The sequence below is a fragment of the Arcanobacterium pinnipediorum genome, assembly GCF_023973165.1.
GTDB classification, from domain to species: domain Bacteria; phylum Actinomycetota; class Actinomycetes; order Actinomycetales; family Actinomycetaceae; genus Arcanobacterium; species Arcanobacterium pinnipediorum.
Genome location: NZ_CP099547.1, coordinates 1,827,449 through 1,851,001 on the forward strand (window position 1 = coordinate 1,827,449; position 23,553 = coordinate 1,851,001).

The window sequence follows — 23,553 nt, forward strand, 5'->3', positions numbered from 1 at the left end:
TAACGTCTCCGCTCGCTAGAATGATTAATAGGAAACGACACCAAACCATCCACCAACCCAACCTCCCACCACCCACCAACCAACCAACCACCAACCAAACCAACCAACCACCCACCTCCCACCACCCACCAACCACCAACCACCAACCACCCACCAAACCAGCTAATGTGAAACCGTGAACATATTCCTCGTCCTGATCGTGCTCGTGTGCCTAGCTGGCATCAAGATTTTCCCGCGCCCTGACTTAGATTCGTATATTTCACAGGCCCACACCACGCAAATTAATGGCCTGTTCATTCTGATCGTGTTTTATGCCCACGTGCGGACCTATATTCCGTTGGTCCCAGCAGCAGATGGCTGGATGTATGGTTTGGCGACGGGGTTGGGTCAGCTAATGGTGGCCTTGTTTTTGTTTTATTCGGGGTTCGGCGTCCATGAGTCGATTCGGCGAAAGCCGGGGTATGTTGATTCGATTCCGGCTAAGCGGGTAGCGGTGACGTGGATTAATTTCGCCGTGGCGGTATGTATGTATGCGTTATTGTCTGTGGCGTTAGATCGTGAAATTACGGTTGTTCAGACGATATTAGCAATGGTCGGGTGGACGAGTGTTGGCAATTCGGCATGGTATATTTTTGCGATTTTGGTGCTGTATGTGATGACGTTTGTTGTCTATAAACTTCTTGGCGATTTAGCTGCCCGTATGCCAGGCGCGGGGGTTGCGTTGATGTTTGGGGCCGGCTTGGTTTTTGGTGCGCTAATGTGGTGGGCGAAGGGTTCGAGCGGCGCTTATACGTTTAATACGGTGTTGTGTTATCCGTTGGGGATGGCATGGTCTGCTTTCCGCGCTCCGCTAGAAGCGCGGCTGCGTGGCAGGCATGGTTGGTTTTTGTGGTCGGTTCTTGTAGCGACGACGACGGCGGTTTTCGTTGCGGTCAAGAGTGTTGCGGGGCTGCATTATCTGGTTTTCCAGTCAGCTGCTTTGGCGTATTGTGCGGTTGCAGTTCTGGTGACGATGGTTGTTCATTTCAATAGTCCGATTTTGGCATGGTGTGGGCGGAATTTGTTTTGGATTTACGTTTTGCAGCGCCTGCCGATGCTGGTGTTGTCGTATTACGGGTTTGGTGAAAGTCACCGGTATTGGTTTGTGATTATTTCGTTTGCGCTCACCGTTATCCTGTCAATTGTTATGTCCAGATTAATGCCGCGCCTACAACGAAAACTTCTCACTACCGCCACCACCGGGAAATAGCATAGTTCCCAAACTAGCCAACATTGGGACTTGAGTCCTCATTTGGGCTTCAATATGTCCTGAATCCACGATAGGATGAGAATGGGTTTTCTTAACTCGAGCGCAATTCAACAGACGTTGGCATCGTTGCGCAAATACAACAGAAAGGAGATCATATGCTACCTGAAGTAACATTTGATCGCGTTAAGCTTCTTTTGGAAGCCGAAGAACTGAAGTATGAAGTCACTGATGACGAACGTATTGTTATTCATTTTGAGTCTCTCATCGCATTCATGCGCGTAACTGAAAATCTTCTGACGATTACCGGACTGTGGCGTGCAGACATCGTCGAACAAGACGACGTCGAACAAGCTTATCTTTTGGCAAACAAGCTCAATACTGAGCGCACGCTACCTAAGACTTACGTTGAGGATCCCACAGAGGGCGCTAGCGGTTCGCTCATTTTTGAGTTCAACCTTCCTATCGATGACGGTTTGAGTGACGAACAGCTCCAAGCTGCCTTCCGTAATGCTATGGGTTCCTTCTTTGGAGCAGAAGCTGAAGTTGCCGAAGCGTTGCCACATTTGGTGACGTGGACTGTCGAAGATCAAGGAGAGTAACATGGCGTGGTTTAAGAAGAATAAGGATACTTTAACTCCTAGCCCGGTAACGATTGAACGCGTTAAGCAGGTTTTTGACAATAATGAGTGGACCTTCGACGTCGATGAGGAACGCGACAACACGCTACTTACGGGCTTTGATGGTCGCTTCACAGTTGTTCGCCTCATTGAAGAATCGAACATTCTTACGATTGCAACCTATGGCACGGGTGCGATTTTGCCTGCGGAACGTTTTGGCGAAGCACTTGCTTGGGCAAATAACTGGAACAAGGAAACGGTATTCGGTACCGCACATCCTCATGTCGATGACGATAACGATCTGATCATGAACGTGGATGTTTCCTTCCCGCTTGAAGCTGGCGCAACCGATGAGCAGCTAGAGCGCTATGTTGGTCTCTCAGTAAGCCTCAATGTTCAGGCGATCGACAAATACATCGAGGATCTACAGATCCCACAACCAGAGCAAAACGAGAACGAATAGGGTTTTTTATGGCGGAGCATAATTTTGCAGATAACGGTAACGTCGAACAGTTTTTCCAAGTTGATCTAGGCGGTCTTGTAGAGCTGTTATCTCGCAATCTATACTCCAGTTCGGCTGTATTCGTGCGCGAGCTCCTACAAAACGGGCTCGATGCGATCACGGCTCGCCGGCAACTCGATCCGAGTGCCGCCCGCCGGATTCGGTTCATCACGAACGGCTCTACCCTACGAGTAACCGATACCGGAGTGGGCTTGACCTTTGATGAGGTCAAGAATCTCCTCTCAACAATCGGCGCGTCATCTAAGCGTGACGATTTCGGTTTTTCTCGTGCTGACTATTTGGGACAATTCGGCATCGGGTTACTCTCATGCTTTATGGTCTCGCATACCATCACCGTCTACTCGCGGTCAGCTAAAGAAGCTGATCCGCGAGTGGTGCGGTGGGTTGGCCGCTCCGACGGTACTTGGCTAGTTGACTACCCGCAGCCAGGTGACGTCCCGGCAGAATTAGGCGATGCTGGTACCACTGTCGTCTTGGAAAGCCTGCCCGGTGATCGGAGTTTCGATTACGCCAAACTCCAGTCACTAATTAGCAGTTACGGCCAATTCCTACCTATAACTGTGACGCTCGAGCGCGAGAACTCCTCTAGCGTCACCCTAACTGACACCACGCCACCCTGGGAGCTACCTCGCGGTCAAAAAGCTCGTTGGTGCATGGAAAACTTTGGTTTTTCTCCCTTCGACATGATCGACATCGATGTTCCTATTGCAGGCATCAAAGGTGTAGCATTCGTACTCTCTTCCGGGGCAAGCCCCGGCCAGTCCTTACACCACCATGTGTACTTGCGCTCAATGCTCCTAGGGAAAAAGGTCACCGACATTTTGCCAGAGTGGGCATATTTTGTGCGCGTAGTTCTCAACACTGACAATCTCAAACCCACCGCTTCGCGCGAGCAGCTTTTTGACAACGAGATTCTTGACGCAGCTCGCGAACAGATGGGCGATCAGATCCGCGCTTGGCTACAGAATCTCGCCAAGTTCGATATTGAACGCTTCCATCGTTTCACCTCTGTTCACATCAACGGGTTAAAATCGCTGGCTATCACCGATCGCGCCACACGCGATCTGGTTGTTTCAGCAGTTCCGTTTACCACGAGCCAAGGCCAGCTAACTTTAGCTCAAGTAATAGATAAGTTCGGCGCGATTCGCTTTACTCGCACCGATAACGAGTTCCGCACTCTTGAAACTATTTTTGAACGCAACGGATTATGCGTTGTCAACGCCGGTTTCGCGTTCGACGAAGAACTCCTGGCACAACTTGCCCTAGACCGTCCACATCTTTCGATTAGCGAGCTCGACGTCGAAGAAGTGCTGAGCGTGCTCGAACCTGTCAGCATTTCCCAAGAAGCCTATTTTATGACCTTGCTCGACGTGGCAACCAAAGTGCTCGACGGTCAATCGTTAGTGGTTGAAGCTCGAAGTTTCGATCCGACGTCGTTACCTGTTCTCTTCTTACCCAACGGCAACTTGGCCGGAAAACTCATCGAAAAAGAAGAACGTGATACTAGCGATGATTTATTTGCTGGACTTCTCGATTCTGCGGATGCTGCACGCCGTAACGGCCAAATTAAAGACGATGCGCCTCGTCTTATTTTCAATGCGCGTTCTAGTGTGATTAATGAGCTCGCCGGCGCAGTGACCACTGAACAGGAGGCCGTCAAGAGTGCGATTCGCGGCTTTTATGTCCAGGCGCTACTTGCTGGGCGCCATCCGATGAACCAGCAGGCCAGGTCGTGGTCTGCAACCGTTTTTACAACCTTAGTTTCGGCGTTGATTTCTCGCCGTGGCACGACAGGAGAAAAGTAGTCCTATGACAAGCAATAACAACTGGGTTGATGATGGCATTGACGAACTCACCGATCTGATCCAACGCGCCGAAGCCACCCCGTGGGGGAAAACGTGTTCCGCATTGTGGGCTCAGGCAGCCAAGGTGGCTGAAGATCGTGGCGATATGAAAACTGCTGTGCGCTGTTACGTCGATCTCGTAACCGCCTACGTTCAAGGTGGCGAATCGACTCGCGTGATTGCCCCGTTTGCGTGGCTAGAACGCAATTATAAGGAAAATCCGCAGTGGTTTGACGACGTCGAACTACCCGGTTATTCAGACGGCTTAGTTCACCAACTCGGCTGGTTTTACAAGTATGTTTTCTCTGCCGCACGCGAACTTCCCAATGTTTCGGTCGCCCAAACCGAACAGATTTTGCAGCGCATGCATGATTTTTATCAACAGCAATCCGATCCGCAGCGTGCCTGGTATTTCCGTAACTATGAAATGTATCGCCGTCTGGGTGAAAAAGACAAGGCTGAAGGGTTTTATCAGCAATGGCTCAATGCCGACCGCTCAGATCTTTCCGATTGTGCGTTGTGCGATCCGGGTCATCAAGTCGATTATTTTGCGCGCCTAGAACAGTGGGATAAGGCTATCGAGATTGGCGAAGAAGCTCTAGGCGCAGAAAGCCAATGCAGTAATCAACCCGAACAGTTGTTAAGCGATCTAATGTTGCCGTGGCTATATTCAGGCCGCGACGATAAAGCCTGGGCTGCACATTTGCGCGCATACCGCCGCTATCAGCAGTCGGCAAGCTACCTACAAAACCTCGATCAGCAGTTGGTGTATTTGGCTGTATCTGGCCGAGCTGGACGCCCCGAACGCCTAGAACGCGCCCTAACAATTTCTTTACGCCATACTCCGTGGATGAAGGAAGCTGAGTCCCCTCGAGTTTTGTTGGATTTTGCTATTGCTGTGGTCTTGGTGCTAGATAGTTTTGATACTGAGCGTGGCTCAGAAGTTCTCGATGTCACTTTACCTGGTGAGGAACTGCCCTGGATTTCTGCCCCGCAACTAGTGCGCCCAACATTAAGCGAAGCACGCCAATGGTTCTACCAGCTTGCTGTCGACCTCACCGAACAGTTCGCCCAGCGTCCCGGACATCCACATCCAGAACGCGAAATGGAACGACTCAATGAGATCCTCAACCCTAAACCTGCACCCGAACCTACCACAACAACCCCGATTCCTGACGTTTCGGGAATGAAGATTAGCGAAGCGTTACCGAAACCAGCCGCATCCGACGTCGTCGATGATGAAGAACTCTCCACTCTCGAAAGTGAACCTGGCTTGTCAGCCGAACAACTCTCCGGCCCGTGGAAAGATCTCTCACTGCGCGAACTGCTCGAAGCTGACGCCAAATTCGGCGCGGCAGTCAATACGATTTACTGGATGCAGGCCCTCGAACACGTCGTGGCAGCGCCAGAACTACTTAATGACGATCTTGATGGGCTCACCGAGACCGCACGCGCCGAATGGGATCAGTTGCGCGCTGAGGCCAACGAACTGCTCTATGAAGCCGATGAAGCCCCAGACCGCTTGCCGGAAGTGGTCTCTGATCCGGCCTTTACCCTTATCGCCCAAGCTGAGCGTCACATGAAAGATAAGGAATACATGGAGGCCGCGCAAAGTGCCGATGAGGCGCTGGGGGCACACACTGACGATCCGCTCGGTGCCCGGTTGCGCGCATTGCGTCTATTGTCTCATGCGGCGGAAGAGGCCGGTTATATTGATGAAGCGATTGAACCAGCGCGCGACATGCTCAACGTATCGTCAGCTGCACAATTGCCCTACCGCCAAGGCGTGGCAGCCGTTTATTTATCCCAGCTTCTTGCTCGCCGGCGTCGGTGGGAAGAAATGGCGGAAGTAGCCCAAAATGCGCTCGATGTTTTAGAACGTCAGCATTTAGGTGGCGTCGTCGTGCCGCATTTACATCTGGCACTGGCCCAAGCATCTGGAAAGATGGAGCACGCCGAGACTGCCGCGATTCATTTGGAACGTGGCGCCCAAACTATGCCGGTCAAGGAGCAAGACGCTCATACTCAGGCGTTAATGCGGGCTGCGAATGCTTACCGGGAAGCTCACCGGTTTAGTGATGCGATCCGCGTCTGGCAACATGTTGTGACCTTAGTTGATGCAGAATTTGACCGGGCTTCCCGCACTCTTGATGAACTGACGATTGCCGATAATGACAACGACGCAATTTTGGCTGCGGAAAAGTCCTACAATAATGCGTTGCGTAAATTATGCCAGACGCTCTATCAATTCAGTGAAGCAATCGGTCAGCAACCCGGCCAGGTACCTGATGAAGATATTGCCTTGCTGGAATCGACGATGGAACGGTTGCGTTCGTTGGTAACTGATCCTGGGCATACTGAGTTTTTGGGTCGTAGCCCGCAGTGGTATGAGGCTGACTGGTCTTCTGATATGGGCCACATGTACATGTTGTGCTACAAGTACGGCATGGCGCAAGACTATTTGCAGGCTGCGATTGCTGGGTTTGAGAAGATCGATCATGGAGATTCTGCCCTTGAGGTACAGTGCCGCCTAGCGCACATGTACCTTATTACTGGTCAGCTTGACCGGGCGCAAGAACTCATTACTCAGGTTTCTGAAACGGTGGCGCAGCCACGGTATGCCGGAAAGAATGTGCGTACCTATGCTCGCCAGCTCAAGCAGCATCTGGAGTCGTTGCTCGAAAACGAGTGATGCACATGAATAACGGCTGCACATGAATAACGGCTGCACATGAATAACGGCTGCATAGCAATAGGGCGCAGAGTTTTCGCTAACTCCGCGCCCTATTGCTATGCTTGCTAGCTACTTTCCTATCCTCATCGCCTATATCTCCACCTCAGCACCGGCAACCTTTGCTCGCATAAGCTACTGTTCTCCGCGTTGAACACCACTTTGCGCGTTAAAACCTCACTTCAATCCTGATTAAGGCTATAAAGTGTTTCAAAACCGGGGTATATGGGGCGATGTCCTCGTATATGGGGACATCGCCCCATATACCCCGGTTTCGCGACAGTACATCCTAGCTTCGTGGCAGGTAGACCCCTCTATTTACCCCGAAAACCCGACAAATTAGACTAGATTCGGCATGTATTGGTAGGCGTGGCTGCGTTTCATGTGCTTTTAGGCCGACCAACAGGATCGATGACTGCTTGAATGGTGAATTTTGTTTCGACTGCCATTTGGATAGCTGTTTAAAACTTGAATTTTGGCCAACCAACAGGATCGATGGCTGCTTGGATAGATGTGCGTGCTGTTGGTGGTCGGTAGGAACCGTTATCGTTTCACTGGTATGCATAGGGTATGCAAAGCCTTAAAACAGAACCCCCTGGTTTCAACTTTTCATTGATATACCAGGGGGAACTAGTGGCGGTAGCGGAGGGATTTGAACCCTCGGTACGGGGTTACCGTACACAGCATTTCGAGTGCTGCACCTTCGGCCGCTCGGACACGCTACCTTGCCAGCCAATCCTATCGCGCCGGTATGCCAACGCGCAAAATTACACGCATTCAGTTACGTCACATAGTTCGCCGACTACGATTCGCGGCGCACTTGAAGAGTTTCACAGCTTCCGTCAAAGGCACTACCAAAGGCACTACCAAAGGCACTACCGCCGTTGTTGGAACCACTGACGCAAAAGCTCAACATTCTCAGCTTCACAAATCCCGCCAACAACTTCGACCGTATGGTTTAACCTGGCGTCCCGCAACACGTCCCGCACCGACCCCGCAGCTCCAGCTTTTTCATCCCACGCTCCGAAAACCACCCGCGAAATCCGCGAGTTTACAATCGCACCCGCACACATCGTGCACGGTTCGAGAGTGACCACCAACGTACATCCACTTAAATTCCACCGACCCAATGTACGTGCTGCTTGACGCAAGGCATTAATCTCGGCATGCCCACACGGATCTGCTGCGACCTCACGCGTGTTCCATCCACTCCCAATCAATACGCCAAGCTCGCCGACAGTTTCGCCGCTCAGATCGCCATCAATATCGTTGCTAACCACCACCGCACCAACGGGTACATCACCGGATTGCCCGGCTCGTTGAGCTAGCTCCATTGCGTAACGCATAGCTACTTCTTCGGATTCATACATAGTCATATTTTCGCATGTTTGATGGTGTGCATGTGCACCCACTCCGCCCGCACACCCACTCCGCCCGCACACCCACTCCGCCCGCACACCCACTTCACGTATGCGCTTTCCCAGCCTAGATCCGCCCACACTAAACCCGCCAACCACCCACGCGCGCCACAAGACATCGCCCGCTTGGATTTTTGATACATACTCCTCACCAGTAAAACATGTCTAGCGCCCGTAAAACCGGTAAATTAATAAGTATGGAACTCCAGGTAATTAGCCACCCACTTGTGGCACATAAACTGACAACTCTGCGCGATAAGAACACTCCTTCACCTGTTTTCCGCCAGCTAGTTGAAGAAATCATTATGCTTTTGTCATACGAAGCAACCCGCGATATTCTCACCGAGCCAAAAGACATCGAGACCCCGGTTGCTCACATGACCGGTACAACAATGGCCCATCCTCGCCCGGTGGTTGTCCCGATTCTGCGCGCCGGTTTGGGCATGCTTGATGGCATGGTTCGAGTAATCCCAGCCGCCGAAGTTGGCTTCCTGGGCATGAAGCGTGATGAGCAGACTCTCGAAGCAATCACTTACGCCAATCGTCTTCCAGATGATCTCCACGATCGCCAATGTTTCGTTCTCGATCCGATGCTGGCCACCGGGCACACGTTAATCGCCTCGATTGATTATCTGCTTGAGCGTGGTGCTCGCGACGTCACTGCCATCTGCATTTTGGCGGCGCCCGAAGGCTTGAAAGCTCTCGAAGAACATATTGGCGATCGCGGCAATGTTCGCATTATTGTGGCCGCGGTTGACGAAAAGCTCAACGAGAAGGGCTTTATTGTTCCCGGTTTGGGCGATGCCGGGGATCGCTTGTACGGAATCGTTGATTAATATGTACTCTGGTCTTATTCCCACATTTGGTCCACGGGTGCCTGATTATTTGGGTCCGAATTGGGTTGCTCGCACCGCATTTTTGAACGACGTCGACGCCGGTACCCCGCCGGGCCGTCCAGATGTGGCGGTGTTGGTCAGCGAGGTCGACGCCGATACACGAGTTGCACACTCCGGCGTTGCCGCCTTGTGGTTGCCTGGGTTCTTGGATTCGTTTTTCCATGTGGAGCAAGCTCAAGCGTGGGCTGAAGCTGGCATCCCCCTGTATGGTCTGGATTTTCGCCGTTCGGGACGCTCCTTACGGGTCCCTTCGCGCCGTGATGATTTACGAGATTTGCTCATCCGCGAAGAAGAGATCCATGCGGCACTGACTCATATCCGTGCCCAAGGCGCGGAGAAGATCGTACTCATTGGTCATTCAACTGGCGGATTACAAGCGGTGTTATTTGCCGATCGTCACCCTGGCGCAGTTGATGCAGTGATTCTTAATTCGCCGTGGCTAGATCACAATGGGCCAACATGGCAACGCACAGCGGCAACATCGGTCTTTGAAAAGATTGCTCGAGTCGCTCCGCTCACTCCGATCGCACGGTTAAAACCAGCTTATGCTCGGAGTTTGCACGTGGATTATGGAGGTGAGTTCTATTTTAATCCGCAACATAAACCACTCACTTCTGCCACCGTCTTTGCTGGTTTCTTCACTGCGGCACGGCGCGGGCACGCGATGGTTGCTCGCGGTCTGGATATCAAGGAACCAGTGCTTCTTGCTCATTCAGATAAGTCTGGCAGCCGTACTCATCCAAGTGAGTACGAGCTTGCGCATACTGATGTGGTGCTCGACGTCGAAGACATGAAGCGCTTAGCTCCAGCGTTGGGTTCTCACGTGGAGACGGTAGAGATCATCGGCGGTCGCCACGATCTCGCATTGTCTGAGACGCCAGCACGTAACCGCTACACGCGCGAAACGATCCGGTGGGCGTTACGCCAGGTGGGCCGGTGATCTGCCACCCGGTCAAAATGATCTGCCACCCGGTCAAAATGATCTGCCACCCGGCCAAAACGATCTGCCACCCGGCCAAAACGATCTGCCACCCGGTCAAAATGATCTGCCACCCGGCCAAAATGACTGGTGAACAAGATCAACCTCGATAACTGGCGCCAGCAACGGTTGCTGGCGCACTTTCCACCACGCGTTTACTGCTAAAATACCTATCATGTGCCGCTTTTAGCGGCGTAACCTGATGAACAATAAGGAGATGCCGATGGGCAAGGCAAGCCGCCGAAACAAAGAAAAGAAGCCAAAGAAGGCACGGATCCAGTTTGTGGATCGTCCGTTTGACGGCTTAGCGTTCGAACCGCAACTAGTTGCGATGCGTGAGATTATTCCGGCAGCAACATTGCCGGTGCGCACCACTGCCGAATATGGCAGTGAAGACCTCCTAATCGTCACACTACTTCCTGGCATGGCTGCAGCTTCTCGCCGCAACGACGGCGTCTTGCTCGTCGCCGCTCAAACTGTGATGAATTCCGGCGACGTTTCGCTCGATATTGCCGATCGCATTATTAAAGGCTTAGACCTTAAGCCGGGCGATACCTTAGCGCAAACTGATCAGCCGGTTCCAGGACCTCGCCTGCAAGATATTCTCGATCTCAGTGTAGATTCTGAGATGACGTTGCACGAAAATTACAGCTTCTGGGTCGATCCAGCTGAACTAAACGATCCACAAGTACAGTCTGCGATTGAGCAAACCCGCGAACAGGTTTTACCAACCGCCCATGTTCCACACATCGATGGCGCATACTGGTGCCGGATGCAACGTGAGTTCGTCCGTTGGGTGCGCCCAGAGCCAGAGGCCCACGTTCTCGACGCATTGGCTCGCCTACACCAGGCACGTGAACTCGGTTTCGACGGCGGTCGTTTCGTTGGCGCCTTCCGTGCACTTGGTTTAATGATTCCGGTTTTTGAGCTTGACGCGGGCAGTGAAGCCGATGAGCTAAGTGAGCCGATGGCTGTGCTTGCCCAGCGCCTTGACGAGGCGTTGGCTGTCACTGAGCCGTTGACTGCTGAAGAGCGCCGGGCGCGGGCTGGCATTATTTCTCGCCAAGTGACTTTGCGCTAATCAATTTTGTTGCGGGGGTAGAGATCGTGAGCTTACTCCTGGAAAGTTGGATGTAATAATTAGCTTCCTTCTTTCTTGGACCAGTCCACGTCTCTGCCCTCCTTCATGTCATCAATGTGGGCTTGTCCACGACGCAAACATATTCCATCACTAACGAGAACTTTACTGAAAATTTGGAGTATTGTTACATACTGTGAATATCGAACAACATGTTGCAGTCATTATCCCGGCAATGAATGAAGAAGAGCGGATTTCCGCCACCATCGGCGCCGCCCGGGCTATTCCGCATGTCGATCTCGTCGTCGTCGTCGATGACGGTTCGTCAGACAAAACCCAAGAAGTTGCTCGCCAAAATGGTGCAACTGTTGTCCGCCATGCCGTTAATCGGGGCAAAGCTGCTGCGATGGAAACAGGGGCTGCAGTTGTTGCCATGCGCGACGTCGAAGGGCAACCGGCTCGTGCGCTTCTCTTTCTCGATGCCGACCTGGGCGAATCAGCTATAGAATGCGCCCCGCTCGTCCACACCGTATTCAGTGGAACAGTTGACTGCGCAATCGCCTATCTACCGCCACAAAAAGGCGCTGGCGGTCACGGGATCGTCACGAAAACCGGACGCAACGGGATTAAAGCACTCACTGGCTGGGTTCCCCGCCAACCACTATCTGGTCAGCGATGCATCACCCGCACCGCGTTCGATGTTATCACCCCACTAGCGCCGGGTTGGGGTGTGGAAGTAGGAATGACGATCGACCTGCTCGTTGCCGGATTCACCGTACAAGAAGTGCCGTGCGATCTACATCATCGCGTCTCAACTAACGATTTTGCCGGCCAACTCCACCGGGCTGCCCAACTGCGTGGCGTACTCAAAGCATTGGCTTCACGTACGATCCACCGTCATACGGTACACACCGCACATCGTCCCCCAGTCATCGACGGCGAACCGTTTAACGCCTACGGAGCCTAAACCGCGTTCTTGGCGCGTTGCGCGCCACTAGGGATAGCGGGGCACCGAAGCCAACTCCGATCAAGAGAATAACCAAACCAGAATCATTGAGCGCGATCGCAACAAAAATCAACACCAGCACAGAGCGATCAACCCAGGCAATATCTGGCCCTAGACCGTTATCATCCGAATACCTATCAGCGGTAGTAACCAACTCGGCGATACGTGCGCGATAATTCCAGTAGCCCGCCGCAACGAGTGCGACGATGAGCCACACAAACCACGGCGCCGAACCAAGCATAAACATCAATTTGCGATAGACGATAGTGACCGCCTCGCCGTCGATAAGGCTTTGGAAAAAGCGGGCCACGTGAGTCCAGGATTCCTCAGGGCGTAACCAGTCTACAAACGCAACCGCGATCCCGATCCCAGTTCCAACGCCAAGGACAGTGAGGAGTGTTCGGGGCGTGAGAGTTCGTCCACCCAAGGCAATAAAAAGCACGAAGAAGGCAGTGAATAACGCCGGGACGCCACCAAAATCTGCACCCAGGGAACCAGCTCCGTCAAGAATAATTGCACTCAGTCCCATCACGATTACGGTGCCTGGAACTGTCACGTTGCGATAGCGCAACCGCATAAACTGCACTGCGATAATCGTCAACCACAACATCGAAATAGCAAAAATAGTAAACGGCGCATTGGATAAACCATAAAAACGCCCACCTTGTTGCGGCTGATCGCCGAGCACCGACGACGAATGCAACATCGAACCGGCCAGCACATCGATGCTCAAAACGCTGGCGCTCACTAGCGCCACAACTGCCGAAGGCTTACTTGTACCAGCACTCAGATAAGCACCGCAGGCACTCACCGCCATCACGATGAGTAGAAATACAACCGTCGAATATGGCCAATTCCACCACGGAAGCAAGTTGGCAAGGAAAGAAGAAACCGGCATCATAGCTACACTCAAGCCAAAAAGTGTGTGCGCCTGGCTCATATCAAGATGCTCACCGCTGCGAATTGCTCTCCACCTCAGCCAGCCCCACCAGCCCAGAAAAATAACAGCCATCGCGCTAAAAAGCACATAGAACGGGCCAACAGCTGGACGTACCGCGATTGCGCGCGCATCGTCGTCGCGTAGCTGGGTAGCGATATCTGAGGCTGGAACCGGCCCGGAGGTGTTAGTTGCAATAGCTGATCCGACGAAGTCAGGAATTGGCCGTTCGCCAAGCTGAGTCATAATAAACTGTGGCAGGTCGGTAAGCTGAATAAGGCCGCGGTGCCGTGTGGAATTCGTATATGCCAAACTACTTGGTTCAATATCTGCCCCGATAGCAGTAAAGAACTGCAAGTGGGCTGTTTGACTATCAGAATCAGCAACTGAAGCAAGGATTATCGTAGCGCCTGGATCAATATGTTCGACGAGTTTCCCAATCTGCTCATCGAGCACCGCAATATCTGCCGTTGCTTGAACTGATCGAGTATCGGCACTAGCAAAAGCGGCTCGCAAATCAGCGAGCATACCTTTCGATTTTTGCCCCACTGCTGGCTCAACCCGCCCATCACCTGCCCGCCGGTTAATGATCTGGCCCATATCCACCACAACGAGATCAGCGTCAGAAACCTGGCGATAGAGCTGTGCAGCGTCAACAGTCAAACCGTTTTCCGTCTTCGCGTTGCGATGTTGGCGCTGTGCCAGTGGCATATTCGACGACGAACGGGTAGCCAACGCCGCACCAGAACCAATCGTTGCCACCGAAATATCGGCACGGGCAAGTTCGTCACCCAAGGTAGTATCTGGAACATCATAGGGTGAAGATTTTTCGCCCTCCAACCGTGCCGCTTCAACCTCCTGCGGTAAAACCCCATCGTGTGAAGCTGTTACCTGGCCGGCGCAGCCATCGGCGATCGGGTCACCTGCCCGCACACCTTGGCTGATAGTTAGCCAGCCGGCGTTCGGACAAGTTGTTACTCCCAGAGTTTTAACAACCATATTCGCCGATGCGCCACGCTGGTAAAGCTCAGCCAAAACCGGGGTTTTTTCTGGCGAAATATCTTCCCATACCACCCCGCTAAACCCGATGAAAACTGTCTTGTTCCCCGGGCCAACGTGGACTGCGCCGTCGTCACTAATCACCGTTCCACGCCACGCTGGAGCTAAGAGGATGCTGAGGAAAACAACCACAATCGTTACCAGGCACCCCCACCATCGGCGCACATCACGGCGACTGCTTCGCGTGTTCGAGGTGGGTTCTTCGCTTCCCGATCTGCTCATCGCAGCACTCGAACATTGAGAGCCTGCGGAAGGATCTGGGAATGAACTCGGTTGGTATATCCCAAAACGTCACCATCGACCTGCACCGGATGAGCATGCTCGGTTTCCAGTGAGGCTTGGGTAATACGGTGAACATCGAGGGCAGCTTGTGCCGGAATACCCGGGATTTCAGTACTTGTTTGCCCGCGGCTTTGGTTACCAGCCCGGCGCAGCAGATCAATCCAGCCGATAAGCCCGCGCTTGGTGTCAATAATAGCCAACTCAATCCAACCATCGTCAGCTTGAGCAGTTGCATCAAGAACGATTCCACCAACAAGTTCACCGCAGTTGAGGAACATAACAGTGCGAGCATCAGTTTTCAGCGGTCTGCCGTTCCGGCCGGTCGTAATCGTTGCCTTCATCTTAGGCGCTAAAATGTGGGGCAGTGCGGCCTTAACATAGGCTGCCCAACCGAGATAGTCTTTAAGTTTCTGATTGGCTTGGGCTTCGGCCATGATTTCAGCATCGAGCCCCATTCCAGAATTGACGACGAAGACGTATCGTCCTGCTTCAGCAACATAATTGTGTTCGCCTCGCAAATGTTCCGGCAACGCAACTGAAGGTTTACGCACCGTCAGTACGCCGACGTCGATCTTGCGGTTCGCGCCAGTTAGTGCAATCGTTGCCAGCTGGTGGATATCGTCTAGGGGTAGATTCAGATTTCGTGCCAATAAGTTGCCGGTACCCACTGGCAGTAACCCGATGGGAATACCGGAGTGGATTAATCCCTCAGCAACCACTCGCACCGTACCATCCCCACCGGCTGCAATCACTACCGAGGCTCCTGCCTCTATTGCTTGCTGGGTTTGGCTAACACCTGGATCCTCAGCGGTGGTCTCTAACCAGATCGGTTCGGGCAGTGAGGCATCGTGGGCCACACGGCTCAGCTCGGCACGAATCTGATCCCAGTTTGCTTTCTTCGTCGGGTTATATACCACGTAGACCGGCCCGTGGTCGGACTGCAAACTAGGCACACTCGATTCTGTTTCCTCCACGCGCGCCGTGCTAGTTCGACGTCGTTCTAGGACTATCGCGCGAATGGCGCGCCTGTTTTCTAGCATGCCGATTAGTGCCACAAGGCTAACGATAAAAGTCAAGACTAAGAGCACTAATTCCCATTTCATAGTCTTGATTCTACTAGAAGTTGTTCTACTCTTTGACACTGCTTCGTCTCATTGCGCGCTGAGCATTAGGAAGGCGGGCAAAAACGCATTAAACTTGTGGCTATGATCGATATTCGTACCCTTCGCGATAATCCAGAAGCAGTCCGCGCCTCCCAACGTGCCCGCGGCGATGATCCCGCACTTGTTGATGCTGTTCTTGCTACAGATGAAAAACGCCGCTCCACCCAGCAGGCCTTTGAAGATCTGCGCGCTCAGCAAAAGAATCTTTCTCGCACGGTGGGTAAAGCCTCACCTGAGGAACGTCCAGCGATTTTGGCTCAGGCAAAAGAAATGTCGGAACAGGTCAAGCGCCTAGAATCCGAAGCCAGTGCGGCGGCAGCTGATTTCCAGGCTGCGATGCTCAAGATTGCCAACCTTGTTCTGCCTGGCGTTCCAGCCGGCGGTGAAGATGATTACGAAGTATTGCGCGAGGTCGGCACGATCCGCGATTTTGCTGCCGAAGGATTTGAGCCTCTCGATCATCTCGACGTGGCTGAGGGCCTCGACGCAGTTGATATGGAACGCGGCACGAAGGTTTCTGGTTCGCGTTTCTACTACCTTAAAGGCATCGGGGCTCGGCTCGAGCTCGCATTGCTGACGATGGCTGCCGATCAGGCAGAAGCCAACGGTTTTACGTTGATGAACACCCCCACTCTGGTGCGACCAGAAGTGATGGGCGGTACCGGATTCTTAGGTGCACACGCCGATGAAATCTACTATCTTCCAGCCGATGATCTCTACCTAACTGGCACCTCAGAAGTAGCTCTGGCCGGCTACCACACTGATGAGATTCTCGATCTGAGCGCAGGCGCAAAGCGTTACGCTGGCTGGTCTACCTGTTATCGTCGCGAAGCTGGCTCCTATGGCCGTGATACGCGCGGAATTATTCGCGTCCACCAATTCAACAAAGTTGAAATGTTCTCGTTTTGCACGGCTGAAGAAGCAGCTGAAGAACATTTGCGTTTCTTGGCCTGGGAAGAAGAAATGATCCAAAAGATGGAACTTCCTTACCGGGTCATCAATACTGCTGCGGGCGATCTTGGCTCTTCGGCGGCACAAAAGTTTGATTGTGAAGCATGGCTTCCAACCCAAAACCGTTATATGGAAGTGACCTCGACGTCGAATTGTACAACCTTCCAGGCTCGCCGCCTTGGTATCCGCGAGCGCGCTGGTGATGGCTCAACCCAAGCTGTTGCTACCCTCAACGGCACGTTAGCAACTACGCGATGGCTGGTTGCTATGTTTGAAAACCATCAGCAAGCTGACGGTTCCCTATATATTCCACAAGCCTTGCGTCCTTATCTTGGTGGCCGCGAGCTTGTCTCACCGATTGGTGTTTCGTAAAAACGTGACTATACATAACTCTCAACAGTCCGCAGATGATTTGCCGGACTCGTTGCCATACTTTACTGACGTCCTGCGCGCTTCGTCGCTCCCCAAAGCAGGACCAGACTTGTTGCTTGCTATTGATCTAGATGGCACAACCTTGCATCATGACGCAACGGTCTCTGAGCGGATGCGTCAGGCGGTTCATGCTCATATTGCTGCCGGAACAACTCTTATTTTCGCTACCGGACGCGGTATTACCGGAACTCAGGTAGCACTGGGGGATATTGGGATTGAGCGCGGTGTAGTAGTGGCCTGTAATGGCGCTATCACTGCCTCAATCGGAGGTGTAATTCCTGATTCTGAAACTACCCCGCTACCTGATTTTTTGGGTGAGAACGGTCCGGCATTCCGATTGGTTGCTTCGCATACGTTTGATCCTAGTCGCGAGATTGAGATTTTATCTGCGGGGCTACCTAGCGATGTGTGGTTTGCTTTGGAAACCCTTGACGAACCTACGCGCGTAACCTATCCGTTCCCTCCCGATGAATTGTCTGGTCCGAGCAGGCTGGTACCGTTATCGGAATTATCTTCAACAAAAGCTACCCGGCTAACTGTTCGCGCTGCGAAAATGACGGCACGCGAACTCCTTGATGCGGTAGCGGAGTTGGGTTTGCATGGCGTGGAGTATGCGGTGGGTTGGTCTGCCTGGATGGATATTACTCCCGAGGGTGTTTCTAAAGCCTCAGCGCTCGAAGAGTTGCGCCTGCGGTTTGGCATTGACCCATACAACACTGTTGCGGTGGGCGATTCCGGGAACGATGTGGCTATGTTGGAGTGGGCAACGGTCGGTGTTGCGATGGGCAATGCTCCCCAGTATGTTCGCGAGTATGCCGATGCGTTAACTGACCATGTTGACGACGACGGGTGTGCCGCTGTTTTAGAGGCTTTGCTATAACTATCCCGGCGTGGCACGTTGGTTAGGCTCAGTGGCACGTTGAGCTTGGCTCTCAGCTGCACGTTTGGGAGGGCTCGGTTGCACTTCTAGCTGCGCTTAGCTGCCTGTCCGGCAATCATGGCAGCCAATGCCGGCAAAGCAATATAGAGCCCTTCTTTAATCATAATTGCGCCCGAATCATTGATCGGAACAGCTATGAAAATCCCGGCAGCAATACCGGCTGCAACCGGCAAGAAACCATATCCCGCAGTGATCTCCCGCAAGGACGCCAGATGCACTCCGCTGCGAGAATTAAGATACGACGTAGCATAAACAGCTGCAATAGCAAAAATAATCACTACAGCTATCAAGATAAGCAAATCCGGACGCCCCACGAACGAACGAACAACGTCACGGATTTTCCCGCCAACGATAGCCCAGCTATCTGTGCTACCAAACCTAGACCAGAATCTACCGATATGTGACTGTCCGCCGCGCGCAACATCAACGAATCCAACCGCAGACATCACAGCAACGGTGAGAAGAATCCAGGCAAGCACATGCCACCAACGCAATTTCTTGCCCGCGACAAGCAGCGCCGCTATACCAAATCCAGCAATAATTCCTGGAGGCCCACCAAAATCAGCACCCCAACCTGGCATGGCATCAACAGCGAGCATCAATAGCCCAACAGCAGAAATAATATAAGCGCTTACCTGCCCCACAGTCATCGAACCCCAAGGCAACGCCGCAATATCGTGTGTTGCTAGTTCGCCGTCGGAAACACTGCGTTGGCTGCTAGCCCGGCGTCGAAGATACGCAATAATCAGCAACGCGCCAACAAGTCCGCCCACGACAAGTATGAGATAGGTGCGATTAGAAATTCCGTAGTAGCGCCGTGAGGTTAAGATAAGTGAGCCCATAAACCCGTTGCGTTGGTGGGGTGAACCGGCAACGATATCCAGACTCAATATCACTGTTGCCACCAGCGCAATGAAACCGGCACGGTGTGGAGTTAGATGAGCGCATGCCACCATGCCGCCAGCAATCACACTGGTTGCCCCGATCGCCCAGGTTTGCATCATGCCCGGGCCACCCGGAAGATTCCACCAGGGCAAGAAATTTAAGATCATCGCAGCCGGCACCCACGCAAACGCCCACAGATTAAATTTTTCTAACCCAATCCAGATCCAGCGTGGTCCGCCCCAGCTAAGACCTTCTCGTTGTGGTTTGATCAAGAATACGGCCGTCAGGGCACTTGCGCCAAGCAAAACCACAATATTAAAGACCTGATACCATTTTGCCGACGATGACGCCGCAACACTAGAATGGCGTGCAATATCGAGCACTGGCTGTAGTGCGCTGGTCAAAGAATCTTCTGGCTGAACATGGAGTCCGGTGAGTTTTCCGGTGAGCAGATTGCGCACGTCGGCGGCGGTTATGAAACCTGTTGCCCGCGTCAAATCTGATTCGAGAACACTCGGGCCGCCGTGCCCATTGATCGCCATATTGGTTGCGAAGAAGTGCAGGTGAGCCCGCCGCCATTGATCTGCCATAGAGGCAATAATCACGGTACGCGGATGGTCAGCGTTGTTGTTTGCCGTCAATATGTTGATCAGCTTTTGTTCGATGAGTTTGGTTTGTGCAGGCACATCGAGATAGCGGGGCGCTCCACGAACACTTCCGATATCGGCGACGACGTCGCCGGGTGACGTTTGTAAAATTCGGGTTAATTCTCGCTGTGCTTTGGCGGCATTTGCTGGGTCTCCACCATCTGGAAGCGCATACCACTGCTGGACGCTACCATCGTTGGATGCCACTGGAATCGTCGCGTTTGTTCCGATGGCAACGACGTCGTGCGAAAAAAGCAGATCTTGCGGCCACTGGGTTTTCTCGATATGTTGGGTGAAATTTCGAATATGTACCGGTTGAGGTTGCGTTTTGGGTAGGCTTGCCGGATCTTCAATAATTGTGGCGGCGTGACAATCGTCGCCATATTTCTCGATGTATGTTTCTGGAAGCCGATCTGAGACATCTCGTGACGTACGTAACTGCATCCATCCTTCTGACGGACATGTGAGCGGAGACACGGATCGTGGACTCAACGCCGCAAGTGAATAGTTTTCGAGCAAGGTTGCTAACTGGGGATCGGCGAGATTAAGATCGCTCGGGCTAACCCCTGACATACCAATGAAAAGTATGGAATCTCGGGAAGAAGTCGGTGCCGCAGGCGATAAAGCCAGAGCAGAACTAGCCGCTCCGGCCATACCTAAAACACCGAGCAAAGCCAACATTATGGAAATAATTCGTCGCCGCACATCTACCCTTTCACGTCGTTCTCTTTCCATAGTAAAACAAATATCTGCGTTACCAGCTTTCACTCGGGTCGCAATTCCCTTACAATAATGGAGGTGTTAAGATTCCTTCGTGGTTTCTTGAGACTAAGGAGAGTTGTCAGAGCGGCCGAATGAGCTGGTCTTGAAAACCAGTATGCAGTAACCCTGCATCAAGGGTTCGAATCCCTTACTCTCCGCTGTTTGCCTCGCGCAAACATTCAAGGAGACGTGGCTGAGTGGCCGAAAGCGCTCCCCTGCTAAGGGAGTAGTCGCCTAAAAGCGGCTCGCGGGTTCAAATCCCGCCGTCTCCGCCATATCGGATATCCCCCGAGACCAGCGAACTGGTCTCGGGGGATATCTTTTCTGATGAGCCGGTGCGCGGGCAGGTTAGGGACAACTAGCCCACTCCAATCCCTCCTAAACGGGCTCTTCGCGTTTTAGCGGGGTGTGGAGATGCAGAAGTGGTGAAGGTAGTTCATGCTTAGAGTGTGAATCAAAAACTTGAACGTACCTTCACCGCTTATGATCCTACCGTAATTCTTGCTCGGCTTGTGAGTTTGAAAGATATTCGCGTCTTGGCGTATCACCGTCATGGCTCTCAACAGGAAATCGAAATTGAACAAGTCCTTAAGAGACCAACATGCCCACGTTGTGAAAGTCTTGCACGCGTTAAAGAAAGGCCAAGAGTACGGTATATAGATTTACCTGTCTATGGTCGGTCTATGAGCTTGTTATGGCGTAAGCACCGCTGGTATTGTCCAAACGTTGCATGTGATGTTGGTTCATGGACAAGTCAAGATAAACGTATTGCTGCTCAACGTTGCCAGATGACTACCAGGGCAGCTAAATGGGCGACCCAGCAAGTAGGCATGGGACGAACAATTAGCGAAGTCGCAGCTGAACTTGGTTGTTCTTGGCACACAGTCAATGATGCAGTAACTATGTATGGTCAAGTGTTACTACAAGCAGACCGTAAGCGTTTAAACAAGACTCACGCAATCGGGCTTGATGAAACAAGTTTCGTTCGCATACAAGGACACCGCACAAGTTATGTCACTACGGTATGTGACGTCGAGCATCATCAAATCATTGATATTATCCCAAGCTGTAACTACATAGACGTAGCCCGCTATTTAAAAGACCAGCCCAACGCTTGGAAAGCACGAATCCGCTATGCCACTTTAGACATGAGCCCAACATACCGTGCTGTGTATAACGTGGTATTACCCCAGGCAACTCAAATAGCTGATCATTTCCATGTGATTACGTTAGCCAATCGTGTGTTAGATACTGTACGTAGACGCGTACAAAATCAGACCTTGGGACACCGTGGGCATAAAAAAGATCCTTTATACAAGATTCGGCGTTTACTGACATATGGTAGTGAAAAACTACTGCCAGCAATGGTCCAGCGTCTAGAAAGCATGCTTGTGTTAGGAGATCCTCACGCTGAAGTAGCGATTGCGTATCGGATAAAAGAACGCTTACGAGAGTTTTATCAGCAAACAGATCTTGGTGTTGCGACCACCATGCTTGCAGAATTGATACAAACATGCCTGGATGTGGCTATGCCCCCAGAAATTCAGCAGCTAGGACGCACGCTACAACGATGGCAGCTTCAAATCTTGGCGTATCATCAAACGCATCTTTCTAATTCCATCACCGAGGCGTTAAACAATCTCATCAAACGTATTAAACGTATCGGATTTGGGTTCACGAATTTCAACAACTATCGCATTCGTGCATTACTGTATGCCGGTAAACCTAACTGGAGACTGCTGCATAATATCTTCGTGTAACCTGTTTACCAGTGAGAAGATCACAAGGCATTTTCTATCATCGAGTGTTGCTCGCACTAACACCAACGGGTTAACAAAGACAATGTATGTTGCTTACTTTTATATAGTTATTCCGGGCCACTAAAAATCTCATCACCACCACATTAACGCCAACGAAAACACAGCTGCTAACTTTAAAATCACTACACCAGCACCTGATACTAGGCCAGTAAACCCACCGAGTAACAACGTTTCACCCCGCTAAAACGCGAAGAGCCCCTAAACGACCCACTTACCTATAAACAGCAGCATCGCAGGGACAACTAGCCCACTCCGATCCCTCCTAAATGGCCCACTTACCTATAAACAGCAGTATCGCAGGGACAGCCAGCCCACTCCGATCCCCTACTCAACCACTTCCAAGCAATATGAGCAGAATTTAGTCCTAATTGTCCGCTTATCGGGTTGGGGTGAGCGGTGCGCCTGTTCCGAAACCGGGGTATATGGGGCGATGTCCTCATATACGAGGACATCGCCCCATATACCCCGGTTTTGACACACGTTAGGGTTTTACGTAGCCGTGAAATTGGATTTATGCGGGTTGAGTGACAGTAACAGCCAAGTTTCACTGGACCAGGCAACAACCAGAACCCGATTCCGCCGAGCCGGTGGCAGTACCAGCCAGGTTTCACTAAACAATTAGCAGTAACAGCCAAGTTTCACTGAGCCGGTGGCACTCAAAACGGGTTAGGCTGATTCGTTAGCCATTATTTTGCCGAGAGCTTGGCAGGTAGGTTCTAATCGGCTGGGATGTTTATACTTAAATTAATGTGCGGGTGCTCTTCTGGCATCGCGCGTGACTTATAAGGAGTAAATATGACTGACGTTTCATCCTCAGCCAACGAGAACCCACGTTTCAAGCCACCCTACATCGACGTTGAAATGCCTTCGGTTTATAACGCCATGGAAGGTGTTGCAGTTGCATTGGGCTCGGCATTTGACGAGGTGGAACTCGACCGCAATTTTGTCGAGTTGGCTTATGTTCGCGCCTCACAGCTTAACGGTTGCAGCACATGTCTCTCCGTACACGTACCGCGTGCATTAAGCGTTGGCGTTACTCAACAACAAATCGATCTACTACCATCGTGGCGGCACGCGAAGAAGGTTTATTCCGATGCGGAAAAGATGGTGATCGAGATGGCCGAAGTTATTACTCGCCTGCCCGAAGATGCCTCCTACGAAGATCTGCTTAGCCGTGCTCGGGAGTTCTTCACCAAAGAACAGCTAGTTGCCTTGGAATGGGGAATCATCGCAATCAATGCCTTTAACCGAGTTTCCGTCGTTTCCCAACATCCGGTTCGCAAGCGGCCACGCAACTAACCCTTTGGTGCACAACCACTCTAGGATCGTCATAA

The 23,553-nt window shown here is 52.1% G+C and carries 17 protein-coding genes and 3 tRNA genes; 15 read left to right on the forward strand and 5 right to left on the reverse strand.

The window, feature by feature from the left end:
• The first annotated feature begins 175 nt into the window (after nucleotides 1–175).
• From NG665_RS08155 to NG665_RS08175, 5 genes are all read left to right on the forward strand, one after another.
• On the forward strand, nucleotides 176–1,249 hold the full coding sequence (locus tag NG665_RS08155) for an acyltransferase family protein (protein ID WP_252673207.1): 1,074 nt from the start codon (nucleotides 176–178) through the stop codon (nucleotides 1,247–1,249).
• A gap of 155 nt (nucleotides 1,250–1,404) precedes the next feature.
• The gene (locus tag NG665_RS08160; protein ID WP_252673208.1) at nucleotides 1,405–1,848 is read left to right on the forward strand and encodes a type III secretion system chaperone family protein; all 444 of its coding nucleotides are present in this window, start codon (nucleotides 1,405–1,407) and stop codon (nucleotides 1,846–1,848) included.
• A gap of 1 nt (nucleotide 1,849) precedes the next feature.
• Nucleotides 1,850–2,329, forward strand: coding sequence for a type III secretion system chaperone family protein (locus tag NG665_RS08165; RefSeq protein WP_252673209.1), 480 nt, complete (start codon nucleotides 1,850–1,852; stop codon nucleotides 2,327–2,329).
• A gap of 8 nt (nucleotides 2,330–2,337) precedes the next feature.
• Nucleotides 2,338–4,194 (forward strand): HSP90 family protein, encoded by a 1,857-nt coding sequence (locus NG665_RS08170; protein WP_252673210.1) that lies wholly within the window; start codon nucleotides 2,338–2,340, stop codon nucleotides 4,192–4,194.
• 4 nt (nucleotides 4,195–4,198) lie between these two features.
• A complete protein-coding gene (locus tag NG665_RS08175; protein WP_252673211.1) occupies nucleotides 4,199–6,925 on the forward strand; it encodes a hypothetical protein in 2,727 nt (908 codons plus the stop codon).
• Nucleotides 6,926–7,598: 673 nt separating this feature from the next.
• On the opposite strand, the gene NG665_RS08180 is transcribed toward NG665_RS08175, so the two are convergent.
• Both NG665_RS08180 and tadA read right to left on the reverse strand, forming a co-directional pair.
• Nucleotides 7,599–7,689: transfer RNA gene (locus tag NG665_RS08180), tRNA-Ser, on the reverse strand.
• Nucleotides 7,690–7,839: 150 nt separating this feature from the next.
• On the reverse strand, nucleotides 7,840–8,334 hold the full coding sequence (tadA, locus tag NG665_RS08185) for a tRNA adenosine(34) deaminase TadA (protein ID WP_252673212.1): 495 nt from the start codon (nucleotides 8,332–8,334) through the stop codon (nucleotides 7,840–7,842).
• Between the two features lie 245 nt (nucleotides 8,335–8,579).
• On the opposite strand from tadA, the gene upp reads away from it, so the two are divergent.
• The 4 genes from upp (at nucleotide 8,580) to NG665_RS08205 (ending at nucleotide 12,302) form a co-directional block, all read left to right on the forward strand.
• The gene (upp, locus tag NG665_RS08190; protein WP_252673213.1) at nucleotides 8,580–9,218 is read left to right on the forward strand and encodes a uracil phosphoribosyltransferase; all 639 of its coding nucleotides are present in this window, start codon (nucleotides 8,580–8,582) and stop codon (nucleotides 9,216–9,218) included.
• Nucleotide 9,219: 1 nt separating this feature from the next.
• Complete coding sequence (locus NG665_RS08195) at nucleotides 9,220–10,218, forward strand: alpha/beta hydrolase (RefSeq protein WP_252674110.1); 999 nt, start codon at nucleotides 9,220–9,222, stop codon at nucleotides 10,216–10,218.
• Nucleotides 10,219–10,459: 241 nt separating this feature from the next.
• Entirely contained in the window at nucleotides 10,460–11,338 is an 879-nt protein-coding gene (locus tag NG665_RS08200; RefSeq protein WP_252673214.1) for a DUF5926 family protein, read from the forward strand.
• 193 nt (nucleotides 11,339–11,531) lie between these two features.
• A complete protein-coding gene (locus tag NG665_RS08205) occupies nucleotides 11,532–12,302 on the forward strand; it encodes a glycosyltransferase (RefSeq protein WP_252673215.1) in 771 nt (256 codons plus the stop codon).
• On the opposite strand, the gene NG665_RS08210 is transcribed toward NG665_RS08205, so the two are convergent.
• On the reverse strand, nucleotides 12,283–14,559 hold the full coding sequence (locus NG665_RS08210; RefSeq protein WP_252673216.1) for a hypothetical protein: 2,277 nt from the start codon (nucleotides 14,557–14,559) through the stop codon (nucleotides 12,283–12,285). The genes NG665_RS08205 and NG665_RS08210 overlap by 20 nt on opposite strands.
• On the reverse strand, nucleotides 14,556–15,722 hold the full coding sequence (locus NG665_RS08215; RefSeq protein ID WP_252673217.1) for a diacylglycerol/lipid kinase family protein: 1,167 nt from the start codon (nucleotides 15,720–15,722) through the stop codon (nucleotides 14,556–14,558). The genes NG665_RS08210 and NG665_RS08215 overlap by 4 nt, the downstream gene beginning before the upstream one ends.
• Before the next feature lie 102 nt (nucleotides 15,723–15,824).
• Here NG665_RS08215 and serS point away from each other — a divergent pair, with 102 nt between their 5' ends.
• Both serS and NG665_RS08225 read left to right on the forward strand, forming a co-directional pair.
• On the forward strand, nucleotides 15,825–17,105 hold the full coding sequence (serS, locus tag NG665_RS08220; protein WP_252673218.1) for a serine--tRNA ligase: 1,281 nt from the start codon (nucleotides 15,825–15,827) through the stop codon (nucleotides 17,103–17,105).
• A 4-nt stretch (nucleotides 17,106–17,109) separates the two neighbouring features.
• Nucleotides 17,110–18,045, forward strand: coding sequence for an HAD family hydrolase (locus tag NG665_RS08225; protein ID WP_252673219.1), 936 nt, complete (start codon nucleotides 17,110–17,112; stop codon nucleotides 18,043–18,045).
• An 86-nt stretch (nucleotides 18,046–18,131) separates the two neighbouring features.
• Here the strand turns inward: NG665_RS08225 and NG665_RS08230 are convergent, their stop codons facing one another.
• Nucleotides 18,132–20,342, reverse strand: coding sequence for a hypothetical protein (locus tag NG665_RS08230; protein WP_252673220.1), 2,211 nt, complete (start codon nucleotides 20,340–20,342; stop codon nucleotides 18,132–18,134).
• 127 nt (nucleotides 20,343–20,469) lie between these two features.
• Between NG665_RS08230 and NG665_RS08235 the strand changes: the two genes are divergently transcribed.
• The 4 genes from NG665_RS08235 (at nucleotide 20,470) to NG665_RS08250 (ending at nucleotide 23,518) form a co-directional block, all read left to right on the forward strand.
• Nucleotides 20,470–20,557 (forward strand) — tRNA-Ser (locus tag NG665_RS08235).
• A 25-nt stretch (nucleotides 20,558–20,582) separates the two neighbouring features.
• Nucleotides 20,583–20,674, forward strand: a tRNA-Ser gene (locus tag NG665_RS08240).
• Between the two features lie 174 nt (nucleotides 20,675–20,848).
• Nucleotides 20,849–22,159, forward strand: coding sequence for an ISL3 family transposase (locus NG665_RS08245; protein ID WP_252672639.1), 1,311 nt, complete (start codon nucleotides 20,849–20,851; stop codon nucleotides 22,157–22,159).
• An 855-nt stretch (nucleotides 22,160–23,014) separates the two neighbouring features.
• Nucleotides 23,015–23,518, forward strand: a complete 504-nt coding sequence (locus NG665_RS08250; protein ID WP_252673221.1) for a carboxymuconolactone decarboxylase family protein — start codon at nucleotides 23,015–23,017, stop codon at nucleotides 23,516–23,518.
• Nucleotides 23,519–23,553: the final 35 nt, after the last annotated feature.

Coding starts and splice junctions, on each gene's coding strand:
- NG665_RS08160 (WP_252673208.1), top strand. CDS start 1,405: ATGCTACCTGAAGTAACATTTGATCGCGTTAAGCTTCTTTTGGAAGCC.
- NG665_RS08165 (WP_252673209.1), top strand. CDS start 1,850: ATGGCGTGGTTTAAGAAGAATAAGGATACTTTAACTCCTAGCCCGGTA.
- NG665_RS08170 (WP_252673210.1), top strand. CDS start 2,338: ATGGCGGAGCATAATTTTGCAGATAACGGTAACGTCGAACAGTTTTTC.
- NG665_RS08175 (WP_252673211.1), top strand. CDS start 4,199: ATGACAAGCAATAACAACTGGGTTGATGATGGCATTGACGAACTCACC.
- tadA (WP_252673212.1), bottom strand. CDS start 8,334: ATGTATGAATCCGAAGAAGTAGCTATGCGTTACGCAATGGAGCTAGCT.
- upp (WP_252673213.1), top strand. CDS start 8,580: ATGGAACTCCAGGTAATTAGCCACCCACTTGTGGCACATAAACTGACA.
- NG665_RS08195 (WP_252674110.1), top strand. CDS start 9,220: ATGTACTCTGGTCTTATTCCCACATTTGGTCCACGGGTGCCTGATTAT.
- NG665_RS08200 (WP_252673214.1), top strand. CDS start 10,460: ATGAACAATAAGGAGATGCCGATGGGCAAGGCAAGCCGCCGAAACAAA.
- NG665_RS08210 (WP_252673216.1), bottom strand. CDS start 14,559: ATGAGCAGATCGGGAAGCGAAGAACCCACCTCGAACACGCGAAGCAGT.
- NG665_RS08215 (WP_252673217.1), bottom strand. CDS start 15,722: ATGAAATGGGAATTAGTGCTCTTAGTCTTGACTTTTATCGTTAGCCTT.
- serS (WP_252673218.1), top strand. CDS start 15,825: ATGATCGATATTCGTACCCTTCGCGATAATCCAGAAGCAGTCCGCGCC.
- NG665_RS08250 (WP_252673221.1), top strand. CDS start 23,015: ATGACTGACGTTTCATCCTCAGCCAACGAGAACCCACGTTTCAAGCCA.